The sequence below is a fragment of the Leptospira neocaledonica genome, assembly GCF_002812205.1.
GTDB classification, from domain to species: Bacteria; Spirochaetota; Leptospiria; order Leptospirales; family Leptospiraceae; genus Leptospira_B; species Leptospira_B neocaledonica.
Map to the genome: position 1 here is coordinate 155,075 of NZ_NPEA01000006.1, position 24,893 is coordinate 179,967.

At 40.6% G+C, this 24,893-nt stretch carries 24 protein-coding genes and 1 pseudogene; 8 read left to right on the forward strand and 17 right to left on the reverse strand.

The features are described 5' to 3' along the window. The 3 genes and pseudogenes from CH365_RS11980 to rimP all read right to left on the reverse strand — a co-directional run. Positions 1-663: pseudogene (locus CH365_RS11980) on the reverse strand (translation initiation factor IF-2); the annotation flags it as partial. 69 nt (positions 664-732) lie between these two features. Continuing rightward, positions 733-2,100, reverse strand: coding sequence for a transcription termination factor NusA (gene nusA, locus CH365_RS11985; protein WP_100768803.1), 1,368 nt, complete (start codon positions 2,098-2,100; stop codon positions 733-735). Between the two features lie 2 nt (positions 2,101-2,102). Then, positions 2,103-2,528, reverse strand: a complete 426-nt coding sequence (gene rimP / locus CH365_RS11990) for a ribosome maturation factor RimP (protein ID WP_244283181.1) — start codon at positions 2,526-2,528, stop codon at positions 2,103-2,105. 360 nt (positions 2,529-2,888) lie between these two features. Between rimP and CH365_RS11995 the strand changes: the two genes are divergently transcribed. The 3 genes from CH365_RS11995 to CH365_RS12005 all read left to right on the forward strand — a co-directional run bounded on the left by CH365_RS11995 (position 2,889) and on the right by CH365_RS12005 (position 5,880). After that, positions 2,889-4,043, forward strand: a complete 1,155-nt coding sequence (locus CH365_RS11995) for an LIC_12708 family protein (protein WP_100768804.1) — start codon at positions 2,889-2,891, stop codon at positions 4,041-4,043. Position 4,044: 1 nt separating this feature from the next. Continuing rightward, positions 4,045-5,505, forward strand: coding sequence for an NAD(P)H-hydrate dehydratase (locus CH365_RS12000; RefSeq protein WP_100768805.1), 1,461 nt, complete (start codon positions 4,045-4,047; stop codon positions 5,503-5,505). A gap of 174 nt (positions 5,506-5,679) precedes the next feature. After that, positions 5,680-5,880, forward strand: a complete 201-nt coding sequence (locus CH365_RS12005; RefSeq protein WP_100768806.1) for a hypothetical protein — start codon at positions 5,680-5,682, stop codon at positions 5,878-5,880. Between the two features lie 4 nt (positions 5,881-5,884). On the opposite strand, the gene CH365_RS12010 is transcribed toward CH365_RS12005, so the two are convergent. From CH365_RS12010 to CH365_RS12035, 6 genes are all read right to left on the reverse strand, one after another. After that, positions 5,885-6,514, reverse strand: coding sequence for a CDGSH iron-sulfur domain-containing protein (locus tag CH365_RS12010; protein ID WP_100768807.1), 630 nt, complete (start codon positions 6,512-6,514; stop codon positions 5,885-5,887). A gap of 79 nt (positions 6,515-6,593) precedes the next feature. Next, a complete protein-coding gene (locus tag CH365_RS12015; protein WP_100768808.1) occupies positions 6,594-6,998 on the reverse strand; it encodes a hypothetical protein in 405 nt (134 codons plus the stop codon). A gap of 2 nt (positions 6,999-7,000) precedes the next feature. After that, positions 7,001-7,768, reverse strand: coding sequence for a hypothetical protein (locus tag CH365_RS12020; RefSeq protein ID WP_125226313.1), 768 nt, complete (start codon positions 7,766-7,768; stop codon positions 7,001-7,003). A 52-nt stretch (positions 7,769-7,820) separates the two neighbouring features. Next, positions 7,821-8,294: a hypothetical protein gene (locus CH365_RS12025; protein WP_100768810.1), complete on the reverse strand. Its 474-nt coding sequence runs from the start codon at positions 8,292-8,294 to the stop codon at positions 7,821-7,823. 63 nt (positions 8,295-8,357) lie between these two features. Continuing rightward, positions 8,358-9,404, reverse strand: a complete 1,047-nt coding sequence (locus CH365_RS12030) for a hypothetical protein (protein WP_100768811.1) — start codon at positions 9,402-9,404, stop codon at positions 8,358-8,360. Next, positions 9,401-11,404, reverse strand: a complete 2,004-nt coding sequence (locus CH365_RS12035) for a carboxy terminal-processing peptidase (protein WP_100768812.1) — start codon at positions 11,402-11,404, stop codon at positions 9,401-9,403. Before CH365_RS12035 ends, CH365_RS12030 begins: the two co-directional genes overlap by 4 nt. Before the next feature lie 247 nt (positions 11,405-11,651). Here CH365_RS12035 and CH365_RS12040 point away from each other — a divergent pair, with 247 nt between their 5' ends. Together CH365_RS12040 and CH365_RS12045 are read left to right on the forward strand one after the other, a co-directional pair. After that, complete coding sequence (locus CH365_RS12040; protein ID WP_100768990.1) at positions 11,652-12,245, forward strand: hypothetical protein; 594 nt, start codon at positions 11,652-11,654, stop codon at positions 12,243-12,245. 6 nt (positions 12,246-12,251) lie between these two features. Then, the gene (locus tag CH365_RS12045) at positions 12,252-12,488 is read left to right on the forward strand and encodes a hypothetical protein (protein ID WP_100768813.1); all 237 of its coding nucleotides are present in this window, start codon (positions 12,252-12,254) and stop codon (positions 12,486-12,488) included. A gap of 181 nt (positions 12,489-12,669) precedes the next feature. On the opposite strand, the gene CH365_RS12050 is transcribed toward CH365_RS12045, so the two are convergent. Next, positions 12,670-13,806, reverse strand: a complete 1,137-nt coding sequence (locus tag CH365_RS12050; RefSeq protein WP_100768814.1) for a DUF1343 domain-containing protein — start codon at positions 13,804-13,806, stop codon at positions 12,670-12,672. A gap of 174 nt (positions 13,807-13,980) precedes the next feature. On the opposite strand from CH365_RS12050, the gene CH365_RS12055 reads away from it, so the two are divergent. Next, complete coding sequence (locus CH365_RS12055) at positions 13,981-16,515, forward strand: cyclic nucleotide-binding domain-containing protein (protein WP_100768815.1); 2,535 nt, start codon at positions 13,981-13,983, stop codon at positions 16,513-16,515. Here CH365_RS12055 and CH365_RS12060 read toward each other — a convergent pair. Beyond that, positions 16,512-17,390, reverse strand: coding sequence for an SDR family oxidoreductase (locus CH365_RS12060; RefSeq protein ID WP_100768816.1), 879 nt, complete (start codon positions 17,388-17,390; stop codon positions 16,512-16,514). The genes CH365_RS12055 and CH365_RS12060 overlap by 4 nt on opposite strands. Before the next feature lie 401 nt (positions 17,391-17,791). Further along, entirely contained in the window at positions 17,792-18,478 is a 687-nt protein-coding gene (locus CH365_RS12065; protein WP_100768817.1) for a hypothetical protein, read from the reverse strand. A gap of 121 nt (positions 18,479-18,599) precedes the next feature. On the opposite strand from CH365_RS12065, the gene CH365_RS12070 reads away from it, so the two are divergent. Both CH365_RS12070 and CH365_RS12075 read left to right on the forward strand, forming a co-directional pair. Continuing rightward, complete coding sequence (locus CH365_RS12070; RefSeq protein ID WP_100768818.1) at positions 18,600-19,124, forward strand: hypothetical protein; 525 nt, start codon at positions 18,600-18,602, stop codon at positions 19,122-19,124. After that, positions 19,121-19,621, forward strand: coding sequence for a hypothetical protein (locus CH365_RS12075; RefSeq protein ID WP_100768819.1), 501 nt, complete (start codon positions 19,121-19,123; stop codon positions 19,619-19,621). Before CH365_RS12070 ends, CH365_RS12075 begins: the two co-directional genes overlap by 4 nt. Positions 19,622-19,711: 90 nt before the next feature. Here the strand turns inward: CH365_RS12075 and CH365_RS12080 are convergent, their stop codons facing one another. The 5 genes from CH365_RS12080 to dxs all read right to left on the reverse strand — a co-directional run bounded on the left by CH365_RS12080 (position 19,712) and on the right by dxs (position 24,875). After that, positions 19,712-20,782, reverse strand: a complete 1,071-nt coding sequence (locus CH365_RS12080) for an alcohol dehydrogenase (protein WP_100768820.1) — start codon at positions 20,780-20,782, stop codon at positions 19,712-19,714. Between the two features lie 4 nt (positions 20,783-20,786). Continuing rightward, positions 20,787-21,728, reverse strand: a complete 942-nt coding sequence (locus tag CH365_RS12085) for an alpha/beta hydrolase (protein WP_100768821.1) — start codon at positions 21,726-21,728, stop codon at positions 20,787-20,789. A 96-nt stretch (positions 21,729-21,824) separates the two neighbouring features. Further along, positions 21,825-22,445 carry a GNAT family N-acetyltransferase gene (locus CH365_RS12090; protein ID WP_100768822.1) on the reverse strand — a complete coding sequence of 207 codons (621 nt, stop codon included), beginning with the start codon at positions 22,443-22,445 and terminating at the stop codon, positions 21,825-21,827. Next, positions 22,445-22,915 (reverse strand): tetratricopeptide repeat protein, encoded by a 471-nt coding sequence (locus tag CH365_RS12095; RefSeq protein WP_100768823.1) that lies wholly within the window; start codon positions 22,913-22,915, stop codon positions 22,445-22,447. The genes CH365_RS12090 and CH365_RS12095 overlap by 1 nt, the downstream gene beginning before the upstream one ends. A gap of 46 nt (positions 22,916-22,961) precedes the next feature. Continuing rightward, on the reverse strand, positions 22,962-24,875 hold the full coding sequence (gene dxs, locus CH365_RS12100) for a 1-deoxy-D-xylulose-5-phosphate synthase (protein ID WP_100768824.1): 1,914 nt from the start codon (positions 24,873-24,875) through the stop codon (positions 22,962-22,964). Positions 24,876-24,893 lie beyond the last annotated feature (18 nt).

A 24,893-nucleotide genomic window follows, 5' to 3' on the forward strand; every position in this document is an offset into this window, starting at 1 on the left:
GCGACCGCCATGGCATCCTCCGCCTTGACCACCCTGGCCTCCGCGATATCCACCGCCGCCACCTTGACCGCCTTGGTAACCTCCGCCTTGACCACCCTGGCCTCCACGATAGCCTCCGCCGCCTTCACGGTTTTGGTAACCGCCACCACCTTCGCGGTTTTGACCACCTTGATAACCACCACCCTGACCACCGCGGTATCCACCGCCTTGGCCTCCTTGGTAACCACCACCTTCGGAACGATTTCCTCTGTAGTTGCCACCGGATGATTCTCCAGAATCTCTGTTCTGGTTGGAGTAGGTAGGTCTTTGGTTTGGACGAGATACTATAATATTATTGTCTTCTCTCTGAAATGGAGGTCTTCCTTCTCCTAAAATATGTTCAGGAGGAGCAGATCTTGGAACCGGAGGTTCTTGGCGAGTGCTTGGTTCCGGAAAGAGAGGTTCTTTTTTAGGAGGAGCAGAACTTTTAGGAGTGCTTGGAGAGGAGGAAGCAGCAGCGGCCGGCTTATTTGGAGCTGGATCTGTAGAGGCTTCTTTCTTTGCAGAAGTAGAAGGCATCTTCTCATCCGGCTTCTTTTTGATCACCAGCTTCTTCTTCTTACTTGCGTCAGCAGAAGCAGAGCCCTGGAGCTTTTCCTTGATTGATTTATTCTTTTCTTCCATATAATGTCCTGGTCAAGTACGCGATGTACTGAAAACGGGTCTTAAAGCCCTACCCTCGAATCGAGGAGATCAGCTTTCCTCCACCCACTCTACAGATTCTGCCAATATCCTAAGTATCTGTGCAGCAGTAGTCTGTCCTATGCCGGGGAGTTTTGCCAAGTCGTCCTGGCTGATCTCGATCAACGTCTCGACGTTATTGATCCCTGCGCTCCTTAATAGGCCTATCAAGCGGGTAGAAAGTCCAGGTAGATCCTCTAGAGCAGTTGCTCCATCGTCTTCTTCTTCCGCAACTGCAGCTGGAGGACTGAATAGTTTATCCAATCTCTCTCTCGCTTCCGGAGAAGAGAATTCTTCGTTGTACTGGGCTATCGTTTTGATATCGATCCTAAATCCGGTTAACTGTGATGCCAACTTTACATTGGAACCGTTGATTCCGATTGCAAGAGATAATTGTTCCTCTGGAACGATTACCATTGCCTCTCTACCCACGGAATCCGCCTTAACATCATAAGGTTTAGCAGGAGAAATCGCATTTGCGATAAACTCCGTCGGGTCCGAAGAGTATTGAACGATATCTATTCTTTCGTTTCCTAATTCCCTAACGATGGACTGGATACGAACCCCTTTCATACCTACGCAGGCTCCCACAGGATCGATATCTCCTCTGGTAGCATAAACCACTACTTTGGTACGAATGGAAGGTTGACGAGCCACGTTTACGATCTCTACGAGTCCGTCGTAGATCTCTGGGATTTCCATTTCGAAAAGTTTACGAACAAAATCCGCAGAGGCTCTGGAAAGAGTGATCACAGGGATCGGTTCTCTGGGACGAAGTTCCACTTTTTGTATGATTGCTTTTAGACGATCCCCGCTATGATATTTTTCTCCGGGGTTTTGCTCACGCTTAGGCATAACACCTTCGACCTTACCTAGATCGATGGACATTGCGTCTTTTTTCCAGCGTTGGAAATATCCGTGAGTCAGTTCGCCTTCTTTTGCTTTGTATTCCTGATACAGAAGTTCTTTTTCCATATCTCTCAAACGTTGGAATACCATTTGTTTTGCTTGAGATGAAATGATCCTGGAAAGCTCCATCGGCTTTTCTTTAAAATCCAGGACTTCTCCTTCTGCTGCGTTAGGATAAACAGCCTTAGCATCTTCTAAGGAAATTTCCAAACCGTTTTTAGGAGAAGAGTCCACAACTTTGCGAGACACTACGATGACGACATTTTCTCCGTCTCCGGAGGAGGCAAATTCTACCTTGATCGGGTTTTCTTCCTCTTCTAGAGTTTCGATGCCCGACTTCTTTTTGTACGCGGTAATCAAAGAATCACGAATGACTCCCATCACGGCTTCCCTGTCTAAGGATTTGTCGGCACAAAATTGTTGGATCGCTTCCAACAGATTGACTTCGACTTCTTTCTTCTTAACTGCCATAATCAAATACTTACGTACAAATTTCCTTTTAGTATATCCTTCAATTCAAGAATGACTTCCTTTTTTTTAGAACCTTTTGTTTTCCTTTTGGAAAACGGTTCTAAAAAGATCCTGTCCTCTTTCCTATCTAGAATCTTAAAAATTCCTTCTTTATCGTTCGACCCTTCCAACTTATAGACGAGTCGCACCGGTATTCCACGGAATCTATCCAGATCCTCGGGAATCACCAGTTTTCTTTCCGCACCGGCGGAAGAAACCTTGAGAGTATAGTTCAGATCCGGTGAGATCCGCTCCAACTCTTCATTCAGTTTTCTGGAAACTTGCTCACATTCCAGAAGGCTGACGGAACCGTACGGGTGTCCGAGGTGATCCAACTCTACCTCGATCAGCGTATGGTTTGGCCTTTGGCTAACCATGAGTGCATACAGCTTGACGGGAGCGAGAAGGATTCGATCTAAGATCGTTTCGATTACTTCTTTACTGACTGTCAACGCCGGCCTTACAGAGAGTCTCTGAACCGCTTCGTTTTGCCTCAAAAAAGAGGAAAAAACAACCTACAAAATCGGAATATCGCCGAAAATTTTAGGTTTTTCCCATACCATTCATGGGTGGTTCCCGATACCTATTCAAAATATTTTTACCTAACCCTAGTGTAAAGTAAAAAATAAGCCCAGTTCCGAACCATCCTCTTGATACGAGCGAAATTGCTTGTTTTCTTATACTAAAAAGAAGGATGGTAACGAAATGTCCCGAGAAATCAAAATGTGGCTCGGGTTTTTATAAGAAACATGCAAAATTCTTTTACTTCCAAGATCAGGACCTCATCTGTCCGCAAATACCTTCCCTTTTTCCTATGCTCTATCTTAGTGATAGGAGCTTGTTCCAAGTTCCGAGTGGATGATTATAATCCTTATCTATACGGAAGAGTTAAATTAGGAAAAGATTTAAAAGAATTACAAGTGAGTATAGTCAATCGGGTTCCCACAAATGTTCCGAACCAAGTGGCTGTTGCTTCCGGAGTGATTTACGTTCCAGATTTCGAACAATCTTTGATTAAAGCATTCAATTCAGATGGAGATCTGAAGTTTGTGATCGGGAGTTCAAAAGAAAAACAGGATAAAGTCAAAACCTATAATATCAAATTAGGAAGAATCGGATTAGTCACCGTTTCCGATGGAGATGATATCTATGTCCAGTCCAGAGTATCCAGAGAAGATGCAAAGTCAGATAAAGTGGCTGAGAATATTTACACAAAAAAATCCGGGGAATTTCGTACGGAAGCAGAAGAAGCAGTTCCTTCTGTAATCCTGAAAATAAACGATTCCGGAAAACTTTCCCAGACAATCTATGCAGACGGCGTAGGGGGTTCTATTCCATTCGGTTACGTGGAAAGAATGGAAGCAGGAAATAATGACCTATTATTTGTTTTCCATAGACAGAATGGAGCGATGCGACTCAGCATTTTTGACGAAGCCGGAAAATTAAAACAGAAGGTAGAAGGTTCCGACTATAAAGATTCTTTAAACCAAGGAGAAGCTTATACTTGGTATGTTGATTCGTTTATCTCCCATCCCGATGGAGAGTATGTGCTCGGTTCTTTTAGTTTTTACGAAACCAAATCCGGAAGATTCAAAAATAGAAAGATCCTAAAATACGAACTCAAAGACAAAAGGATTACTCCTATCAAAGAGATCCAAGATCCTTCCGAAACATTGTATTGGGTCCTAAATAACGATAATTTTTTCATTTGGGAAACTGAAGTAGAAGAAGGAAATTCAATCCGACTCCAAGTCCACGACGAGGACGGAAACCATGTGAATAATATCCGCCTCAACTACCCTCCTCCTCGAGGGCTTTGGAGAGAAACTTGGATGGATACAAACGATGAAATTTATTCCATGAAGATTAGATCGGGCTATCTAGAGATCCATAAATGGAAATAAAATGAGCAGATCTCCTGATTTCCAGGTTCTATTCGGCGAAGAAGAAGCAAAAATTTTAGACGAGCAAACCATCCGAGAACGAAAAATTTCGGGGACATTGCTCATGGGATATGCAGCAATTTCCATCTTCCAAACCTGGGAAGAAGTTTTCAGATCGGCAAAAAAAATCGTCATACTCTGCGGCTCCGGAAATAACGGAGGGGATGGATACGCTTTAGCCCAATTTTTAAAGGCAGAAGGTCTCTCAGTGGAGATCTATTCAAAAGAAGGGAACTTCTCCGAAGAAACAAAATATTATAAAAATCTAACAGAAGAATTAAAGATCCAAAATTCCCCTTTGGAAAAATTTAAGAGCAATCTTGTAAATCCGGGAGAAGTATTGGTAGATTCTCTTTTAGGAACAGGATTTAAGGGTGAATTAAAGGGAGAAATTTCCAAAACTGTTGAAGAAATCCGAACTGCCAAAGAAAGATTAAAAAATTCTTTGCTGGTATTGAGTATCGATGCAGTTTCAGGATATTCTCCGGACGAAAAAATCCCGTTTGCTGCGGACATCTTAGCAGAAATAGGATCGCCCAAGACTAAGAATGTATTCTACCCTTTATCCAAAGAAAGAAAATCATTTCATCCAATCGGATTCTTACGCCAAGAATTTCAGACATCCAAATATCTTTTGCCAAGAGCAAACAAAGAAGAACTAATTTCAAAACTTTCCAGAGAAAAAGATTCACATAAATACAAAAACGGTTCCGCAGTATTTATAGGTGGGTCAGAAGGAATGTCGGGAGCAATCCTATCTTCTGCACTCGCATTCCAAGAATTGGGAGGAGGAATTTCGCAAATACTCACTCCATCTGCAACTACCCTTACTAAGGTATTAAAAAAAGATCCTTCTTTTATGGTTTCGGAGTTAGAAAATTCTAAAAAATCTTCCGATTATCCATTTTTGAAAAAGGCAAGCGTGGTATGTGTCGGGCCAGGACTCGCTTCTTCCGATCTTCCACAATTTTCTTTTCCAAAAGAAACGTATTTGGTCTTTGATGCAGGTGCATTAAAGTATTTAGATGAAAAAAATCTAGGCCCTCGAACGATACTCACTCCTCATTTAGGAGAATGGTCTTCTATCACAGGTAAAAAGGTCCAAAGCCAATATTCCGCCTTGGAAGATGCAAAAGTTTGGGCAAAAGAGAAGGGAACATACTTACTTTTAAAAGGGCCAGCTTCTATCCTGTTTACACCTGAAGGAAATTCATATTTTTGGGAATTCCAAGAACCTAAACTTGCTGTAATGGGAACAGGAGATCTACTTGCAGGAATCCTAACATTCTTCTTATCCAGGGGGGAGGATATGATTGAATCCGTCAGACTTTCTCAAAGTATTATGCTTCACTGTGCGGAACTATGCAAAGGTTATCCTACAGCAAGTAGGATACGTAAGAAGATCCGAACTTTGGTTATATAGAGACACGAAGTTTTGAAGAGCCACAGAGATTTTATCACACAGAGGCGCGGAGTCACAGAGCTTTTTTGCAGGGATTGTTAGTAATATATATCAATTCCGAAAAGATAAACATACGCTTGACCTGTCGAAATTTTAACCAATCTCATTCATGTAATCGAAGAAGGAGATTTGTTTATGAATTTTTTTAAGGCAGAAACGAGTTGGTCGAATGCAGAATTTATAATATTTAAACTTTGTGTGGCATCTGTGTATGTTTTGATTGGAGCCTATTTCAGCGATTTTTTCCTTCAATATCGTTTTCCAATTCTGACCATATTCGTAATCACCGTTATTTGGACAGTATCCCTTTGGCTACGAAAAATGAAATGGATATGAATCTCTACTCAGACTTAAATTTGATCTTACGATGAGTTCCGTCACAATAAGGTTTATTGGAAGAACCACCACAACGACAAAGGTACGATTCGGTGATTCGATTCGTTACCTTTCCAGTTCCGGAACAAATTTCTAAATTTCCGCTCACCTTCAATGGGCCATTTTTAGTAGGATCAATATTTAGGATTCCATTTCGAACGGGCAAAGGTTGAGATTCTTGGACAGAAGGTTCCCCAGTTGCTGTAAATCCAATACTCACATGAGTCGCATCACAAAAAGGTTTATGAGTAGAAGCTCCACATCTACAAAGCGTGAGTCTATATTGTTTCTCCACACCTTCTAGCTCAATATCCGCATGGATCGCAAGAGGACCATTCTCTCTCACCCTCAGAACATTAACAGGAGGAGCAGTTTCCTTAAAAGAAGGATCATTGGATTCAAAACGGATCGCGCCAGATGGACAATTCAAAGCTAAAGATTTAATCTCTTCTACACTTGCCTTGTCTGGATAGATCCATTCTCCTTCTACATTCGGAACGAATACATCTGGTCTACTCAACACACAATTTCTGGAATGAATACACTTCTTGCCATCGAAGAGAATTGTTGCTTCTTTTCCTTTTACGATTTCCATGATTTGGCCTCGGTCGAATTTTCTATTAGAAAAGGCCGAACGGCAAGCTTTTTGGATATATAGTTATGAAATTTTGAATTTATTGAACTTTCCGCTGAAAATTCGATAAAAATCGAAGCAAAAGCAATTCAAAAATTGTCACTATAGAATCTCGCAAAATTGAGGCCGCTTTCCTAGCATGTTCCTCTATTCCGAGGCTTCCTACTGTATACACGAAGTTTTCCAACAAAATTAGAAGGCTAACTGCAAGAACAATCATTGCCCATTTCTTAAAGAGGACGTTTCCGCGAAAAAATTGTATAACTCCAATTAGAGTAAAGATCAGAAAAGCATTAGCCCGCAGAAAGTAAGAAAGATAAAAACGTCTTTCCTCTTCCGAAAGGTCGTCGCCAAGCAGACCGTATCCGATAATACCCAGGACCGCTTGAAGTCCAAGGTGGGCGTAAATAATAATTAATCCGTTTCTTTTAAGCCAGTTTAGCATAATTACTCCGATAAATAACCCGAAACCAATTCTTTAGGAAAATCATATTTCCCTAAATCCACGTCTATTCCATTTTCCTTAAATAAATTTAAAAATGCAATTGTCCAAAGATCATACATCCCTTCTAATAATCCGCTAAAAACCCCACTTCCTTTTTTTAATTTTTTAAAACTATCTGCGGCATCACCTAAAGCTTCAGATATAACAGCAAGGTCTCGGCTCTCCTCAACCAACAATTTTAAGAGCTTGAAATAACCGGCATAATTCTTCCAACTACTTTTACTTGTTGCGTAATTGATACATTGCTGCAATTCAGATCTCGAGTTTTTTGCATCTTCTAATATATAATATTTCAAAAGTAGACCCATCCGAAAAGCTGGATTATTTGCTTCACTTTTAGTAAAGCGATCTTCTAAATTGAAGTAAGTTGCCATTTTTTTAGATAAAGATTTTTTTCCGATTAGCATACAATCGAAAATGAGAAATCCATCTAGATGGCTAATTCCTCTAGCATAATCAAGATCACCATCGACGTAACGTTCATAAATAGCAAACTTCGCAGCTAAAGACCGCAACAAACCCGAACGGAATTTTTCAACATCTCTATTAATAATCAAATCACAATGAGCTATTTTTTTTTCCTGTGAACTGAGAGTTACTAATTTATATGCAAGAATTACTTTATTTTGCTCAATATCTGCATAAGTCTCTTGTAGGCGCTTCTTTTCCAGTTTACTATATTCTTCAATGGAATAATCTTCAACTTTCATAAATTTCATCAATCACCATTCAACAGTATCAAACGCTTTAAATATTAATACGTCAATCCGGATCGTTTGCAGCAGAGTCAATTCCAGTAAGGCCATAATTAGCAGCTTCAGCTAAAAGAAATAATCCAAATCTATCAAAAGCTTCTAACGATGTTAAAAATTCGACATTCTGTGCGTTGATTTGCTGACCACTTCCATAATTCTTGATATCTTCAAGAATAATATCCTTCGTAGGTTTTGTATTCCAATAGATAAAATAATTATCCACAATAGTAAATCCCTTCGGATTCATTTTTAAAACTTCTCGTACAAATGCTTCTGAAATCCGAACAAGCCCGTCATCTCGCAGACCAGAAGACGCAACTTTTCCTATATATTGGTCCCTATTAGAATCATAAAGTTCCGGATATTTTTCCTTTAAAGCAGATGCAAAAATCAAATGTAGATCTTCCGAATGAAGTATATCCTCTAATGTAATTAAATTATAACTTTCTTGTCTTTTAGGACTAAACTTTTTGCGGGGCATTTTTTATTTGCCTCAACTTTATTACTTAAATTTTTATATAAACCCTATCAGAATACAACCGAATCATTTTGGAACAAACTTAGATAAAAAAGAAGAATTTGCCTTATTCCATTGTGCAGTCAAAGCTGTTCTTTGTTTATTTAGAGCCTGATTAGTCTTATTATACTTGTCTGCCAATTGATTGGTCTCAGTTACAAGTTTATTATATTGGTCCACATCTTCTTGGGTTTTGTCCTTAGCACTTTTCAGATCGAATGCTTTTTTGTATTTATCGAACTGTTCTTTTTTGAGCAAAAACTCGGTTAGAACCGGGAATTGTTCCGAGGATTCCATTTTATAAAAATTTAAAGTATTCTTGCAGGCGACAAGTAAACTGGAGTCTCCCTCGTAAGCAGGAATTTTTTCAAGCTCAGAAAGACCTTCTTCCGAATATTTTTGGAGAGTAGAACGGTTTTGCTCGATTCCATTCAGATCATTTTTATTAAGGGCATCCAAAAGATACATTTCTTGTTTGTAACTTTTAAAATCTACCAAGTAAACGATCCCTTGGTAATTCAAAACTTCCGAAGCTTTTTTGAGCTTAATACTCGTTGGATCTTGTTGCTCTATTAGTTTAATATTATTGTCCGCTGCAAATCCTTTCTCTTTTTCTTTTAGTTCGTCGCCTATTTCTTTCAATTTTTCATTGGCCTTTTTTTTAGCCAACATGTATGCCTCCATCGCATCGTAAGATTCCTCTGCGACTTCCTGTAGGTTAACTAATTTTCCGTAATCTTCTCTCAAGATGGTATACATCGTATTCAGATATTTTAGTATTGAATTTTTATAATCTGAACTTCCTTCATACGGAGCCACTTGGTTTGCGTTCAAGATTGCCTTTTCGACAGAAACTATAATTGCTCTTCTTTTATTCTCCACCAAAGAAGCACTTTTACTATGCGCAATTGCCTGTACATAAGCCAAGGTTTCCTTCCCGATCAGTTCACTTGGTCCGGTAAGTTCATTCATATGTTTTAATGCAGAAGCGGGATCCTTTGCGAAAATACTTCCGGTGTGAATGAAACCTAAGAGTAAAAATAGAATTATGGTTTTAATATGTATTTGTATCATTTTTTATCTTTCCTTCCGTAAATCTGCATATAGTCCTGCATAATTTTATATGCTTCATCTATATACAGGTCTTCTTCCAATCTTGCTTTTCTTTCCAAATTGATTTCTTTCGTATAAGAATCCATCTTTTCCAGCCCCTGATCGAAAGAATGAGTATCTACCGTAAAACTATTCGATTTTCTACTAGTTGCAGCCTGGTATTCTTCGTAAAATTTCGCTAATTCAGAAAATTCTTCGAAAAATTCTCCATTATCCAAAGAGATACGATCCATCGACTTTATTTTTTTACGAAGTTTAGAAGCAAGGGAGCCTAACTTGGAGAAATTCGGGCTTTCATCCGATCGATCTTCACTTGCATCTCTGATATCCGAAAGCTCCAGTTCTGGTAATTTTTTATAAGTTATTTCCTTATAGATTTGTTCCGTTCGGATCGCCTCCGGCATATCTTTTTCTCTCCCAGACAAATCCGAAAGATCAGGCAAAGGGATATCGGGAATTACTCCCTTTTGCTGATGACTCATCCCTTGCACTCCAAAGTATAAATGAGTGGTTAATTTTAGAAAATCGGAACTTCCCTTTTTGTTCTCTTCTAACGGAAGAAGAAATTGAGAGGTAGCCTTTCCGTAGCTAGGACTACCAACCACCAATGCCCGATTATAATTTTGTAATGCGGAGGCCAAAAATTCAGAAGCGGAAGCACTTTGCCCGTTTAGTAAAACCAGCAAAGGTCCGTCATAAATAGTACCCCTGTTTGTATCCTTGATGATAAATAATTCTCCATTGGAGGATTTTTGCACAAATAAGGGCCCTTGGTCTATGAAGATTCCAGCAAGATCTATAGCTTCTTCCAAAGAACCTCCTCCATTATTTCTCAAGTCCAAGATCAGTCCTTTAATATTATCTCTTTTTAATTTAAGAATCTCTCTTGCAATATCTTGAGCGCAACCTCCCCCTTCCGTTTCCCATTCGGTATAAAAAGCCGGTAAATACAGATAACCTATTTTACTTTTCCCGTTCAAAAGATAACTGGATATGGAATTTTCTTCCAGACCTATCTTTTCCTGAACTAATGGCACAGTAAGGATCTGACCATCGTTCTTTCTGACCTTAAAGACCGCTTTTTTGGTTTTGGTTCCGGAAAGAATCGAATCCATTTCTCCCGGAGAAAAATCGGAGGTGGAAACTATCCTGTTTTTATCATCGGGAAATCGAACTTCTAGAATCTGATCACCCCGGTTCAACTTTTCAGACCTCCAAGCCGGACCACCTGGAATCAATCTTTCTATTTTTGTGTCCCCGAAAAAACTCCTATTAAAAACGATTCCAAAAGAATATCCTTTGGAGGAAAGAGAGGTTTCAAATCTTCGTTTTTCGGAAGCGGAGAAAAAAGAACTATGAGGATCAAATTTTTCTAATATTACATTCAAGAATATGGATTCTAAATACGCCTCGAATCCGTCCGGATGTTCCAAAATATTTTTAATCCTTTCTTTTTCCCTTTGGATGGCCTCCTTCTTAAGCTCTTTTTCGGAGGCCAAAAAACTCTTCTGAAAATCTTCCTTTTGGGAAAACGGTTCAGAATAGAATTTAGAAGATAATACCTTGTATTTAAGATAGCGTGCCCATCTGTCATTCCAATCCGCTTTGTCTTTTGGATATTCAGTTTTCCTTTCAGGATAAAATTCGAATTCTCCCTTAGAGGCAAGAGGAGAATTCGATTTTTCTAATTCGTTTAAATATTCCGAAGTGATTTTAAGACGGTCCTTAAACAGGCTTAACGTATTCGCGAAGAAGGACGAAATTTGTCCGGATTCTTCCAAATTCAGTCGAAAGGACCTTCTCCCCAAGAGATCCAGATCCTCTTTGATAAAGTAAAAGCCCTGAGGGTCCAGACTTGCCCAAAAGGAATGTTTAACTTCTTCCGATAGACTGGGTTGCATCCTTGACTTTCCCAGATAATGACGTTCTGCCACTATGGAGAGAATTTTTTTGGTCTTCATCTCCGTGCTTAAACCTGGAGCGTTTTGTGCAGAAGTAGAAAAGGAGAAAAGAAGAAGTATAAGCAGGACTTCCTTCTTTTTTAAATATGAGAATTTAGAAAAGTACACTGAAATAGGTATCTGTATCGGATCAAAAAATTCGATCAATCCATTTACAGATCTACTCTTTTCAAAAATGGATCAGGAATGCTTGCAATCTTTTCGAGGAGAAAGTAATGTATGGAAAAAGGACCCAGGAATATCCAAAATGAGTAAAGGTTACCATTCCCGCTCTCCAGATGAATTCCAGGATTTCCTGCGTAAAAGTAAGGATGCAGGCAAATCTAATAATCGCTCCAAATTGATCCTATTTTTCGACGTTATACTATTACTGTTTATCTTTTCCGTAGTTGCCAGGCTTTTAAACCCTCTGGCATTTTCAGGCCAGACAGAATCAAAAGAAATTTCTTCCGGTTTTGTGAGTTATCGTCTTTCTTCCAGTAAAGAAAATTCTAAGGAATTTCCGATCTTCTTTCTTTTTTTAAAGAATAAAGGAACTGAAAGTTTATCTTTTCCGAATACGGAAGATAAAATCCGAGTTTTTATAAAAAGTGGAGATTTAAACTGTTTGGAAGATTCTTGGACTTTAACATCTAAAAAACTAGAACCTGGAAGTACGAATTTTTTCAGGTACGAAATTTCTTCTGCGCTTCTTTCGAATCTTCCTCCTGAATGCAAAACTCAGGAAAAATCGATTTTGAATAATATTACAGGTGTTTTCCAAGGCGGAAAGAAAAGATCCTTTCATGCAGAAATTTTCCGAAAAGACGAAAACATTTCTTTAGAAATTCCTAATTTTTGAGATATTATGAACGAAGAGATCCAAGCATTAAACAAGATAGTCGCCATCGTAGACGAAAAAGCTTCCTTATTCAAAAAGGATTGGAGTCATATGCCCAAGATCAGAGCAATTACCGAGAAAAAGTTAATCTTGGACTTGATTGAAAATGCTCTACAGTTAGCTAAAAATATACGCCCGGCGCCAACAGATCTTCTGGGGGATTTGCAGAAATTAAAGGCGGAATTTTCCAGGCTGCCGCTTTAGGGAATTCCAGAATGTTGGAATTCCAACAAAAGTAAGATATAAAATTGAGTCGTAGAAATTTGAATTTTATGATATAGGGGCGGGGCTCTCCCACGGGCCACTCCCCCCACCCGAACCTGGGCGGGGGCGATCCCAACGCGCGATGTGGGAGTTCCTACATTCTAGGGTGCAACGTTCTCTTCTAATCATAATTCTTCGTGATCTTCTTCCATTTTTTTTCAGTATCTTCAAGATAATCTTGGATCTCAGAATAGGACCGTTTTCCGTCCAGATAATCCAGAAGGAATTGATCCCCTACCAAAAGTTGGATCGCAGGCAGATCGGATCTGAATTCATAAGGTCCTTGTAGGAATTCAAACTGATTCGGATAAAACTCTTTCAATGTTCGAAGAAGCAGTAATCCGAATAATAGGCTATGGAATTTTTTAGGTTTATCTAAAAGAATCTGGTAACCTCCGCAAACTTTTCCCGCATGTTTATGGAATGTAGGAATAAACTTTAAAGGCCTGAGTCTAAAAATTCCTTTTTGCTTTTCTTGCAATTTTTCCAAAAGTGATCTGTCTAGATCGTTGATATAAGGAGCACCGAATGTTTCGAATGGTCGAGTAGTTCCTCTTCCTTCGGAAAGATTTGTTCCTTCTAACAGACAAAGTCCAGTATATACATAACAAGTAGTTTGGGCGGGAATATTTGGAGAAGGTGGAACCCATAAAAACTCGGAACTCCTTTTGGAATATAGATCCAATCGATATAGTTCCAGATCGAGTTTGAATTTATCTTTATAATATTCTAAAAGGCCCGCAGCAGAAAGACCATGTCGGTGCAGTGTACCTTCTACCCCGACGAATGAAGAAAATTTTTTTTGCAAAGGAGAACCTTCTACCTTAGAGCCAGCAGGATTTTTTGCATTCGATACTAAGATGCGAGGTTTTGATTTTCCTTTTTTAGAGAGTCGATCCGCTGCCTGCATTGCGTACAATGCGGTGGTCAAAAATGTATAATAACGAGCTCCTACATCCCGGATGTCTACGATCAATGTGTCCAGATCGGATAAAACTTCTTCCGCGGGAGCGAGACTTTCCTCATTATCCCCATATAAATTTAAAACTTCTGTTTCTCCCAGATCATAGATAAGCCCGCTCCCTGATACCTGGTCTTGCAATTCTGCAAAAAGCCCATGTTCAGGCAAAAATAGTTTTTTAAGTCCGTATTCTTTTTGGATGATCCTGAAATGATAGTCACCTTTCCAGCCGTATGCGCTCTGGTTGGTAAGCATCCCGATGGATTTCGCATCAGAGAGAATTTTGCTTTTTTTCATTTTCTAAAGAGGTTTTTTCCGGGAAACTACAGGAGTCAAGCAAGACTATGAGAGCCTCAGCCTTGGAAATCTTTTGCCTTATCCAGAAGGTCCTTTTTAGAGAATCCTTTAAAAAAGAGTTTCCATTCTTAGGGAAGGATAGTTTTCTTCTTAATTTGCCCCAACAGCGATCGTATGGCATTAGATACAAGCGTACCAAATCAAAAAGTAACAATAAAAGCCGGGACGGTTTTATTTCCGGAAGGAAGTGCCGCGAATTCTCTCAACGTATTGCATAGCGGAGCCTTGCGTTATTTGGTAGAAGCTCCCGGTTCCAGAAAACTGGAGTTATTCAAAATTTCAGGAGCCAATTTGACTCCTGGTGCCTCTGCACTTTTCGGCAGCGGACGTTATCCTTTTACGATTGTTGCAGAGCAAGACTGCGTGCTCTCCACATATGTTATGTCCCCGTCTACAGTGGGTCGTTCTCTCGCAGCCAGAAGTTCTTTGGGAATCATGGTGGGTCGTTCTCTTTTGAGAGAGATCACCGAGTCTTTCAAAAAAGTGAACCAGCTCAGAAAGATCGCTTCCGATATGGGAAAGACGAACGATAATCTTTCCCTTCTGTATTATCAATTCAATCCGAGTGTTTTTCCGGATATCAAACCTGGACAACCCATCGCAGATCCAAGTTCCGAAATTGTGGATCCGGTCCTTAGACTTGCTCGTGAAAATTTAAAACATTATTTCGATAACGGCGGAATTCTTCCGGAAAGACCTACTGCAAATTATGTAGAAGAAGACCATTCTCAGCTTCTAGTTAAATATTATCCTGAAGAAATAGAATTCCAAGATGGTGAATTCAATTTTGTTCGTAAGATAATCCTGGCGGATCCGAATCTTCTCGCACAATTATTCGCTCCTGATCCAGGCATGGTCTCCTATGTCTGCGACAAGCTTGGAAGAGTGCAGAATAATATTACGGAAAATGCAAAAAGTATATTAGAAGAATTGGATGAGGATTTCTCCCTGCTTTTAGGCGGTGTTGAAAGCCTTACCGAAAAATACTTCCTCATCCTGGATATGGCGGCGAACGGTTATGCGACGGCTCCTCCAGAGTTTGTTGTCCCTATTTTACAAGTTGTCTCTCAAAAGATAGAAAGAGCGCTCGCAGGTCACCAGGCACTTTTCGGTTCAGCCATTCCCGGACCTTCTCCTAATATTAAATCGTTCTTAGAAAAGACTGCTGGTCTTGCTAAAAAATTCGAAGCTTCTAATCCGACTGCAAAAGCAGCCTCGAATGGAAGTGGAGTTTCTGTGGATGGTTCTGCGGATGCGACGGCAATTCGTAAAGAATTGGCGAATTCTGCTTCCACGATCATCCAATTTTCCGGGATGGGTGGGGATGCGATCAAAGAGTTTTCCGCGATGATGGTAAAACTCAAGTCCTTAAAAAACCCATTGGACTCGGACAACGATACTCGTAAGTTAAGAAGGTCTATTACAAAAACCTACTTCGATATTTACGCTGCCTGTTTCCAAAAATACATCAACTCAGGAAAGAATGTTCCTAAACCTGTAGACCTGATGTTAAAATACGGTTTCTTCGACGAAACAATGCTGGATGATTCTCAGTTGGTGTTCATGTCCACATTCAAGGATGCGATCACTTCGGTTTCTGATATTCCGATCCATTACGGAACGGAATGGCTGGAAAAAATTTATAAAAGAGAATGCCCTACTTCCTTGGACGAACTCGGTCAGAACTTCTTCGACAAGGTCAAGATGGACAACCGAAATGCAGTTTTCAAAAAAGAATCCGATCTTCCTCCAGATATCGATAATCCGGAAGCAAGACTTAAATTTGAATTCGGTGCAATGTATGAGGCGAACGTTCGACTCACAACAGGTTCCTTGGCTACATACCTGCCTATCCTTACAAAATATCATTCTCAAATCCCTCTGGGAAAAGCATACGTTACCAAAAAGATGCTAACGGATACGATCCACGATATTATGGCAGTGGACTTCTCCGTATTCAACAGAGAGGTGATCTATAATAATCCGGAGATGGGGATCAACAAGGAGTTCGTTCAAAGAGCGATCGTTCCTGACTTTGTAATTGTTCCTTCTATCGGTAGCAAGATTATGATGTGGCAGGAACTTTCCATCCACAGAGGTTCCGGCTCTAAAGAAAGTAGAGGTAGGATCGTTCTTCCGATTTTCGTACAAGGAGATCTAAAATCTCTTTTGATAGATGCATTTGCGGCATTCCGTTGGGAGCTTTGCAAAACAATCTTGGGACCTGAATGGAATAACGTAGGAAATCCATCCATCACTGCTGACTATATGGACTATGTTCAGTTCTACAAAAAGAACAAAGATCTTTCCATAGAGATCAAAGAGAAGTTAGCCGCAGAATTCAAACGTTTCCGGAATGAAAGAGATATTTTCGCGAACGATTACCAGCTTTGGATCAAATACGAAGCAGAAGGTGTGCAAAGGTTGAACCGAGTAGTCCGAGGAATTTTCTATCGCCATATTCCTTTCGCGAGGACGATCCGGGAGAAGGTTTCCAAAATGCCTGCCTTCGGTGAAATCAACAATAGGTTCGTGAATATTCGAACACGTAAGTTTACCGAGTTGGAAAACAGATATAAGAAGTATATCAACGCGTTAGGAAGTCTTCCGGATCCTCTTCGAGAAAATATGGAATTTTACCGAGTTTAAGAAACCAAAAGAGATTTGTTTTCTTTTAATAATACACTCACGTCCTGAAGCTCTTCCCCAATAAGATTCTTTATGGATGTGTTCACTTCCTTCAAATAACCTTCTCGAATAGATACATCGAAAGAAGCCAAAGCGTCCGCCATAGGTTTCGGAACTCCAGCCCCAGCTAAAGCCTTGGAAAGTTCTTCTGCAGGAAGATCCACATAAGAAATTGTTATGCTCACTAGTTCGGAAGTAAATTTTGCAAGTTCCTTGTAGGTCCAAGCCCTAGGCCCACCGATCTCTAAAATTTTATTTCCCGATTCAGACGAAAGTAAAGCAGCCGCTGCCGCTTTAGCACAATCTTTCCTAGAAACATAGGCGCATGCACCTTCTCCTCCAGCACCGTAAATAGAACCGCTTGCAATTGCATGTTGCAATTTAGGTATTAAATAATCTGAATACATATTATTACGAAGTATTGTGTACGCAAGGCCACTTTGTTTGATCTTTTCTTCTGTTCCTTCGTGCTCGAAAGCGAATGTAACTGGAACTTCGTCTGCTTTTGTAAGAGAGGTATAAAGAATTCGTTTTGCTCCTACTTTAACTGCTGCGTCAACTGCGGCGCTATGTTCAGGGATTCTATTTCCTATATTATCAGTACTAATGATCAAGATCCTATCTGCGCCTTGGAACGCAGTGACAAGACTTGCGGGGTCGTCAAAACTTGCCTTTCTTACTGTAACTCCTCTTTTCGCAAAGTCCGCTAAACTTTCCGGCTTACGAGTTGTAGCGATGATCTTATTATGCCCTTTTTTTAATAATTCTTCTAGGACAATTTTTCCTAGATGGCCGGAAGCTCCGGTCACTAATACTGTTTCGGAAATGGTACTCATTTGGATCCTTAAACCTATTTTGGTCGGCGTTAGATTTATATTTTTAGACTACTTGAAATAATAAAAGTTACAAGTTAAATATAAAATTAACACACGCGGCAAAGCTAAGAGTGTTTATTTCAGTTATGCTTTCGATTCAAAGTACTGGTTTTGATTATAGACATTCTCTCGTTTGGTCTTCGACCACCGACTCACTTCCGCGGTCGTTTTCTCGCTCCCTACGGGTCGCTGCGGAAAGGATGCGCAGGGCTTTAGTCCATGCGAAGCATGGATGAGCGGGACGCGAACCCGGAGCAGCCTGGTCTGAGCGAAGGACCGCTTGGTGTGCCCTCGATAAACGCCTCCGGCTATCTCGGGCTCGCTCACTCCCAATGGGTCGTTCGCGAAGAGCCGCCCGAAAATTAAACTTCTTCTAATAGATAAGGGCGAGTATATTCTCTTACGATCTCTACAACGAAACGGCCCCAAGACTTAGGATCTTCTTGAGAAATTTCGATCTGGCGGATCTTAGGAAAATATGCCTGAGGTTTGAACGCAGTATGAGTCAGCTCCATGGCTCTCAAATAATTATCCACTCGTTTCACTCGAACGAAGTTCAATAACTCACCTTGGATCTTATCTTGTGGCATATAGCCTATGATGATGAGTCTTGGAAATAATGACTTTTTGAGAAGATTGATGAAGTCTCCAAAACTATCCACACGATCTATAAATCCTTCGTAAGCACCTCCACCCAGGTTCATGATCTGAGTAACAATGTCCATGGTGAAGGAAACACCTTCCGCAGATGTCATATCAGAGATGATCACGATACCTTCGTCAGGTTGAAAAGTTTTGAATTCACTGGTTGGTTTAAAATGACGTCTAAGTAATTTCGCTGTAGAGATATCTATCTCCGCTGCTTTCGGAACCAGAACTTTTCCGGATGAATCGGAGATAGGTTCTCTAGTAATAAGATATCTTTTCTTGGCGGCGTTCTGGTTCATCACCCGGAAGGCTTTCACCTTCTCTTCCAGCTCGTCCAGAGTACAATACCCTATTTTTAAAACGTTTTCTCTCGCGCGTTTTTTGAGATCTATGTCTTCCATACGAGTTTTTGGTGGCCCGGAGGAACCAGCTTAAACGAGGTTCCGAATTCCGCGAGAATTTACCGGGTATCCGGGGAGAGTATATAAAAAAAATCCAGGTCTGAAAAGCCCTCTTTTGGCTATGCAAAAAAACCGCTTGTCCACGGAATGTGCGCTTCTTGAATGGGGAGGAATGCCCATTCTCTCCATTTTAACTCGTTCTAGAAGCGGAATATATATTCAGTTTTGGAAGGGAGTCCTGCTGATATCCTGTCTGACCTTGGTTTCCTGCTTTTCGGTGGAATTTATCCAGGAAGGAAGTCAGAAGGAAACAGTGCTCATTTCTCACAAACCAGGTTGGGAACAGATAGAGATACTGAAACATCCCCCAAAGCGTAGGAACTACAAAACTTACGGAAGAGTGATCGTTCGTAACTTTGGAGACGGCAAGATAGAAAAATTCTATTACGAAAAGATTAAGAAAGAACTTTTTGACAGAGGTATGGATGGAATGTACCTCGCAAATGTAGGAATAGTACCGGTTCCTCCTACCATTTTTCAAACTGGCACCACCGAAGGGTATACTACTAGCATGGCGGAGATCGCAAAGGATGCAAAAGTCCTGGAAGGAGTTGCCTTCCGTTATAGAGAAAGGGAAGAAGAATGACCGCAAGGCGTCTAAATAGCGAAATTAAGGTTTTGCCTAACGGGGACTGGATCTTCCGTGACGCCAAGATAGAACAAAAAGATATTCTGGAATATTTCCGAAAGAATCTGAAAGAAGCGGAAGATGGAATTTATATAGATAATCAGTACGGAGAATTTTCCGAAAACGGATATTTGGAATTATTCGGTTACCCATTAAACCTGATTCGGATCTGGGAGAAGGACGGAGAATTTTATTTTTTAAGCGATTCCGGAGAAGAATTACCACTCTCCTCTTTGCATATCGCGGCAGATTCGGAGGGAGAATTATTCGCTAGAAAAAAGGATCACCTTTTCCTAAAGTATAAGATCGCTCGAAATGTTTCTTCCGTCTTAAGCGAATATTTGATAGAGTCTGACCAAGGTTTGAAGCTTGCTCTAAAAACCGGGGACATTCTAATTTTAGAAACCAACGAAAACCCCAAAATTCCTCTTCCTCCTGAATTTCAGAATTTATAAGCTGCGGTTTTCATACAGAGGCGCAGAGCCGCGGAGTTTTTTAAGACTATATCCTCTTGTCTTAGTGCCTTTGCGTGAACTAAAATCAAATCATATTAAAGAATTTGATTTTCCGGATAATACCAACCTTCCCAATACTTTTCCGGAAGATAGATCGTTCAAAGCAGAATCTGCATCCTTCAAATTCCTGACCTGGACCGGAACAGGGCGGATCTTTTTCTCGGATACAAGTTGTAATACTTCCTTCAGTTCTCCAGGAGAACCTGTATAACTTCCGCGAATTGTTAAACTTCTGAGAGAAAGAATGGGAGTAGGGATTTTTAATTCTCCACCAAAAAGTCCAACACCGATCAGAGTCCCATTCTTTTTCAAAAGAGAAAATCCCAAGGAAGAAGTGGCGCTATTATTCACAAAATCGATTACGGCGGACACTCCAAGTGGGCCAGAGATCTTTTTTACTTCAGACGCTGGATCAGGATGAGAAGAAGGTACAGTATAAAATCCAAGCTCTTTTAGTTTTTCCAAACGAGACTCATCCAGATCCAAGAAGATTACTTTTGCTTCCGTTAGAAGTGGAACCAATTGAGAAGCGAACATTCCAAGGCCACCTGCTCCTATAATCACCAAAGAATCCGTTCTTTTAAGTGGAAGAGCTTTTTTCAAAGCGCCATAAGCGGTCAGTCCTGCACACGCATAAGAACAAGCGTATTCGGGAGAAAGATCATAAATATCCAAAAGCCATTTTTCATCTGGAACCAAGATGCGATCCGAATAACCGCCATCTTGGTAAATGCCCAAGGATCTAGGAGCAGAACAAAGTTGAGGATTTCCGGATTCACATTCTTCGCAGGTTTCGCAACCTATCCAAGGATATACTAACTTAGTTTCTCCCACGGAAACAGAAGAAACCTTAGAGCCGATCTTTAAAATTTTACCTACGATTTCATGGCCAGGAGTTAGAGGAAGTTTGACTCCTCTGTCCTTTACGAAAAGTTTTTCATCTCCGCCAATTTTATAATAACCATCTCTTAAATGAAGATCCGAATGACATACACCACAAGAGATCACTTCTAATAAGACTTCGAAATCTTTCGGTTCAGGGTCTTGTGTTTCTTCCCATTGCAAAGAGGATCCAAATTCTACCAATCTAGCACTTTTCATTTTTCTAAAGTACAACTTCCTTCAGTTTAAAGATCCTATCCATTTCCTCAGAGATCATTCTTAAACCTTCTTCCGGAGCCTTGAGAAGATTTACTTTTGTAAAAAAGCCGTGAGTATAACCCTGGAATTCCTTAAATAAGACGGAAACTCCGGCTTCTTTTAATTTTTCTGCATATAGTTTTCCATCGTCCCTAAGAGGATCTATATCTGCGATAAATACGATCGCAGGCGGAAGATCCTTCCAATCTTTTTGGTACAATGGAGAAGCTTTCGGATCCGACCTCATATTGGGATTAGGCAGATATTGAGCGATAAACCATTCCATATCTTTTTTAGTAAGACCGGGACCAAGTTCGAATTCTTTATAGGAATTGGTATCGCAGATCGCTTCGGTGACGGGATAGATCAGGATCTGCATATCGATTTTTGGACCGAATGTTTCCTTGGCCCTCATAATGGTAGAAGCCGCCAAATTTCCCCCGGCACTATCACCCGCCACTACCAATGGAAGATTTTTCCAGACATTTTCCTTTTGAGAAGAAATCCATTCCAAGGCGGCATAAGAATCCTCCAAGGGTAATGGAAATGGGAACTCGGGAGCCAATTTATAATCCACAAGTGAAACAATACTAGAAGTGATCTCCGCAAGTTTACGCGCAAACGGGTCGAAATCTTTTAATCTTCCGACTACCCAACCTCCACCGTGAAAGTAGAGTATTTTGGACTTAGGTTCCGTTTTTGGAATATAATTTTTTATGAATACATTTCCACTTTTGGAAGGGATGGAGATATCCTGGATTTCCCTCATGAACGGACCTTCTCCCAAAAGTTCTCCGATTGCGGAATAGCCGTCCCTTCTTTCCTGAATACTTCCTTGGGTAAAACCTGTGAGTCCTTTAGAGGAAATTAGATTTGCGTATTCCAACATCTCCGGAGCAAATTCCATTCTTTTCTCCCTTTCGAATAATAAAGAAGGAAAAGTATATTAGGAATCCGATGATTTGTCGTTCCAGTTTATAGATCGGGAAAGAATAAAAATGGATCAGAAGGAGAAGCGATCCGCTTCCATATAATAATGATTAGGCACTAAACCTTTAGGCCCGGAAAAATTCCTGGCATCTACGATCTCAAATCCTAATTTTTTATACAGACCTTGGGCATTCGGATTTTCTTGGGAAACATCCAGAGAAATTTTTTCATAACCTGGATAAGCCGAAATAGCAAATCTTATCAATTTTTCCGCTATTCCTTGTCTTCTTTCTTTCGCAGGAACGGCGATATGGCCCAGATACAATCTGCCTGATTTAGGAGGTTGGATCATTCCTTCCATACTCAATCCTCGGACCGCAACCTTAGGGGCTTTTAATCCATAAATTCGGAAAATATTTCCTGCAGTCGCAGCATTTTGAAAGAAGAAGTTTTCGGAGCGAAATATAACGATACTTCCTACCACTTCGCCGTTCTTTTCAGCCACATAATGATTCTTGTAGCTGAATGTGTTCTTGGTCCCTTGGAAAGATTTAATAAGAAAATCCTGAGAGGAAATTTTCCCCTCGTTGAACACATAGTCCCAAGCGGCAGGCCCAGAACTATAGATCAAAGGGACAGCAGCGGCCGCATCATCCGGCCGAGCGGGGCGAATCGTAATAAGAGGATTTGTCATCAGATAGCAGAATTCAATTCTTCTCTCAGACGTTTTGCTTCTTCAAAATCCGGCTTCATTACAATTGCCTTATGCAAATACTGTAAGGATCTTTCCGGGCGATTCCAGATTTTATAAAGAGTAGCCAGGTTAAAAAGAGAAATATGAGGTGCGTCGTTTAGGGTGCAACGAAGAGATTTTTTCAGCCAGAAAACGGATTCTCTTTCTCTTCCCATACGAAGAAGAAGGATCCCGATCTCGTTGCAAGGATTCCCGTATTCTGGATTCACTTCTACGGAACGGTAGAAATAGTACAGACCCTTTTTCCAGTTACTTCTTTGGTTTTCGATCAAACCCAGAAAAAAGTAGGTCTCATGACTTTCGGAATCTTCCAAAGAGGATTTCAGTAGGAATTCCGCGCGATCCAAATCGCCGGTTCTATAAAAAAATTTAGATGCTTCTAGCTTGTCTTCAGGCGTCAGGTTTTCCAATTATCTACCCGTTTTATTTTTATTTTCGGACGCCTCTTGAAATAGCTTAATTCCGTTTTCCGTGTAGGACTTCCTTCTTTACATTTTCTCGAAGAAACTTGGAGATACTTTGAGCATCCAATCCGTACTCGGTGAAAATTTCCTTTCTTTCCCCGTGGTGGATGACCTCAGATGGAAACGCGAATGTTTTAATAAAACGTCCTAAATAATCAGGTGAGATCCGATTTAGCAAGTATCCGGAAGCTCCTCCGTCTAGATAACTCTCATCCAGGATCACAAAATGACGCACATGAGAAAGTTCCTCGTCCAGAGCCTCTTTCCCTAAAGGCCTAAGCCAGACTAGGTCAATCAATGTGACCGAGTATCCTTCTTGTTCCAAAAGGTTAGTCACTTTCTTGGCTTCTTCTAACATGGAACCGATAGAGAGAAGAGCAATATCTGTACCTCTTTGTAGTACTCTGAAACTTCCAGGTTTTAGGTCCTTCTCCGCACTGAAATCCAGACCGGAAAGTTCCACACTTGCCTTAGGGAATCGGATCGCGATCGGAGACTTATCATAATTCTCCATATATTTAAGTGAATCCACCAAGTCTTGTCCGGAAGAAGGCACAAACACATCCATATTCGGCAAGGATAGAAGGTAACTTAGATCGAATAATCCTTGGTGAGTTTCTCCATCCGGCCCGACACAGCCTGCCCTATCGATCACAAAGCGGACGGGAAGATTCATGAGAGAAACATCTTCTACCAATTGGTCCATTCCTCTAGTCAAGAAGGTAGAATAAATACACATATAAGGGATCACATCCCCGTTAGTCATCGCTCCTGCGAAAGCGACCGAATGCTGCTCCGCGATCCCCACATCATAAACATGGTCCGGGAATTTGGAAACATATTCCCCGAGTCCGGAACCTTCTATCATTGCAGGAGTAATTGCAGCAATACGCGGATTTTTTTCGGTTAGATCGGAAAGTACCTTACCCACAATTTTAGAGTAAGAAATTTTAGAAGAATCGGCTGATTCCATGGCCCCGTCTTCCTTACGGAATGGGGTCACCCCATGGTATTTAATCGGGTCTTTCTCTGCGGGAACGTAACCTTTTCCTTTTTGGGTGATCGTATGGAAAAGAACAGGACCTTTCATAGTCTTGATCTTTCTGAGCATTTTTACTAGACGGACTACATCATGACCGTCTTCAGGCCCTATATAAATAAAACCTAAATCCTCGAATAGGCCACCAGGAGTAAAAACGTCTTTGAAACCTTTTTCTACTCTTTTAAAAAAACTCTCCATGGCAGGCCCAACAATCGGGAACCATTTTAGACAGGTATAAAAGATCCTTTTCCAGTTCAGATAAAAATGAGAGCTAATGATATTATTCAGATAGTTGGAGATGGATCCGACGTTCTTGGAAATAGACATATAGTTGTCGTTTAACACTACAAGAAGATCTTTTTTAAGATGTCCTGCATGGTTCATCGCTTCCAACGCCATTCCTGTGGCGATAGATGCATCTCCTATAATTGCCGCGACTGCGTAATCTTTTCCGGTCAGATCTCGAGCTACAGCTTCTCCCAAGGCTTGCGAAATAGAAGTGCCAGCATGTCCCGTATTGTATAGGTCGTAAACGGATTCTTCTCTTTTTGGGAATCCCGAAAGTCCTTTGAATTTTCGGACAGTGGAAAGTTTTTCCTTTCTGCCGGTTAGGATCTTATGAGGGTAAGTTTGATGTCCTACATCCCAGATCAGTCTGTCTTTTGGAGTTTCGAAAACGTAATGTAAAGCAACTGTGAGTTCCACCACTCCCAGATTACTTGCGAAATGCCCTCCAATTCCGGAGAGAGTATCAATGATATAATTTCGGATCTCGGAACAGAGTTTAGGCAGTTCCTCGAGAGGCAATTTTCTGAGATCCGCCGGAAGGCGGATCCCGTTCAATAACGAATCTTCCTGTTGCATGTATTCCGTCTTTAACGG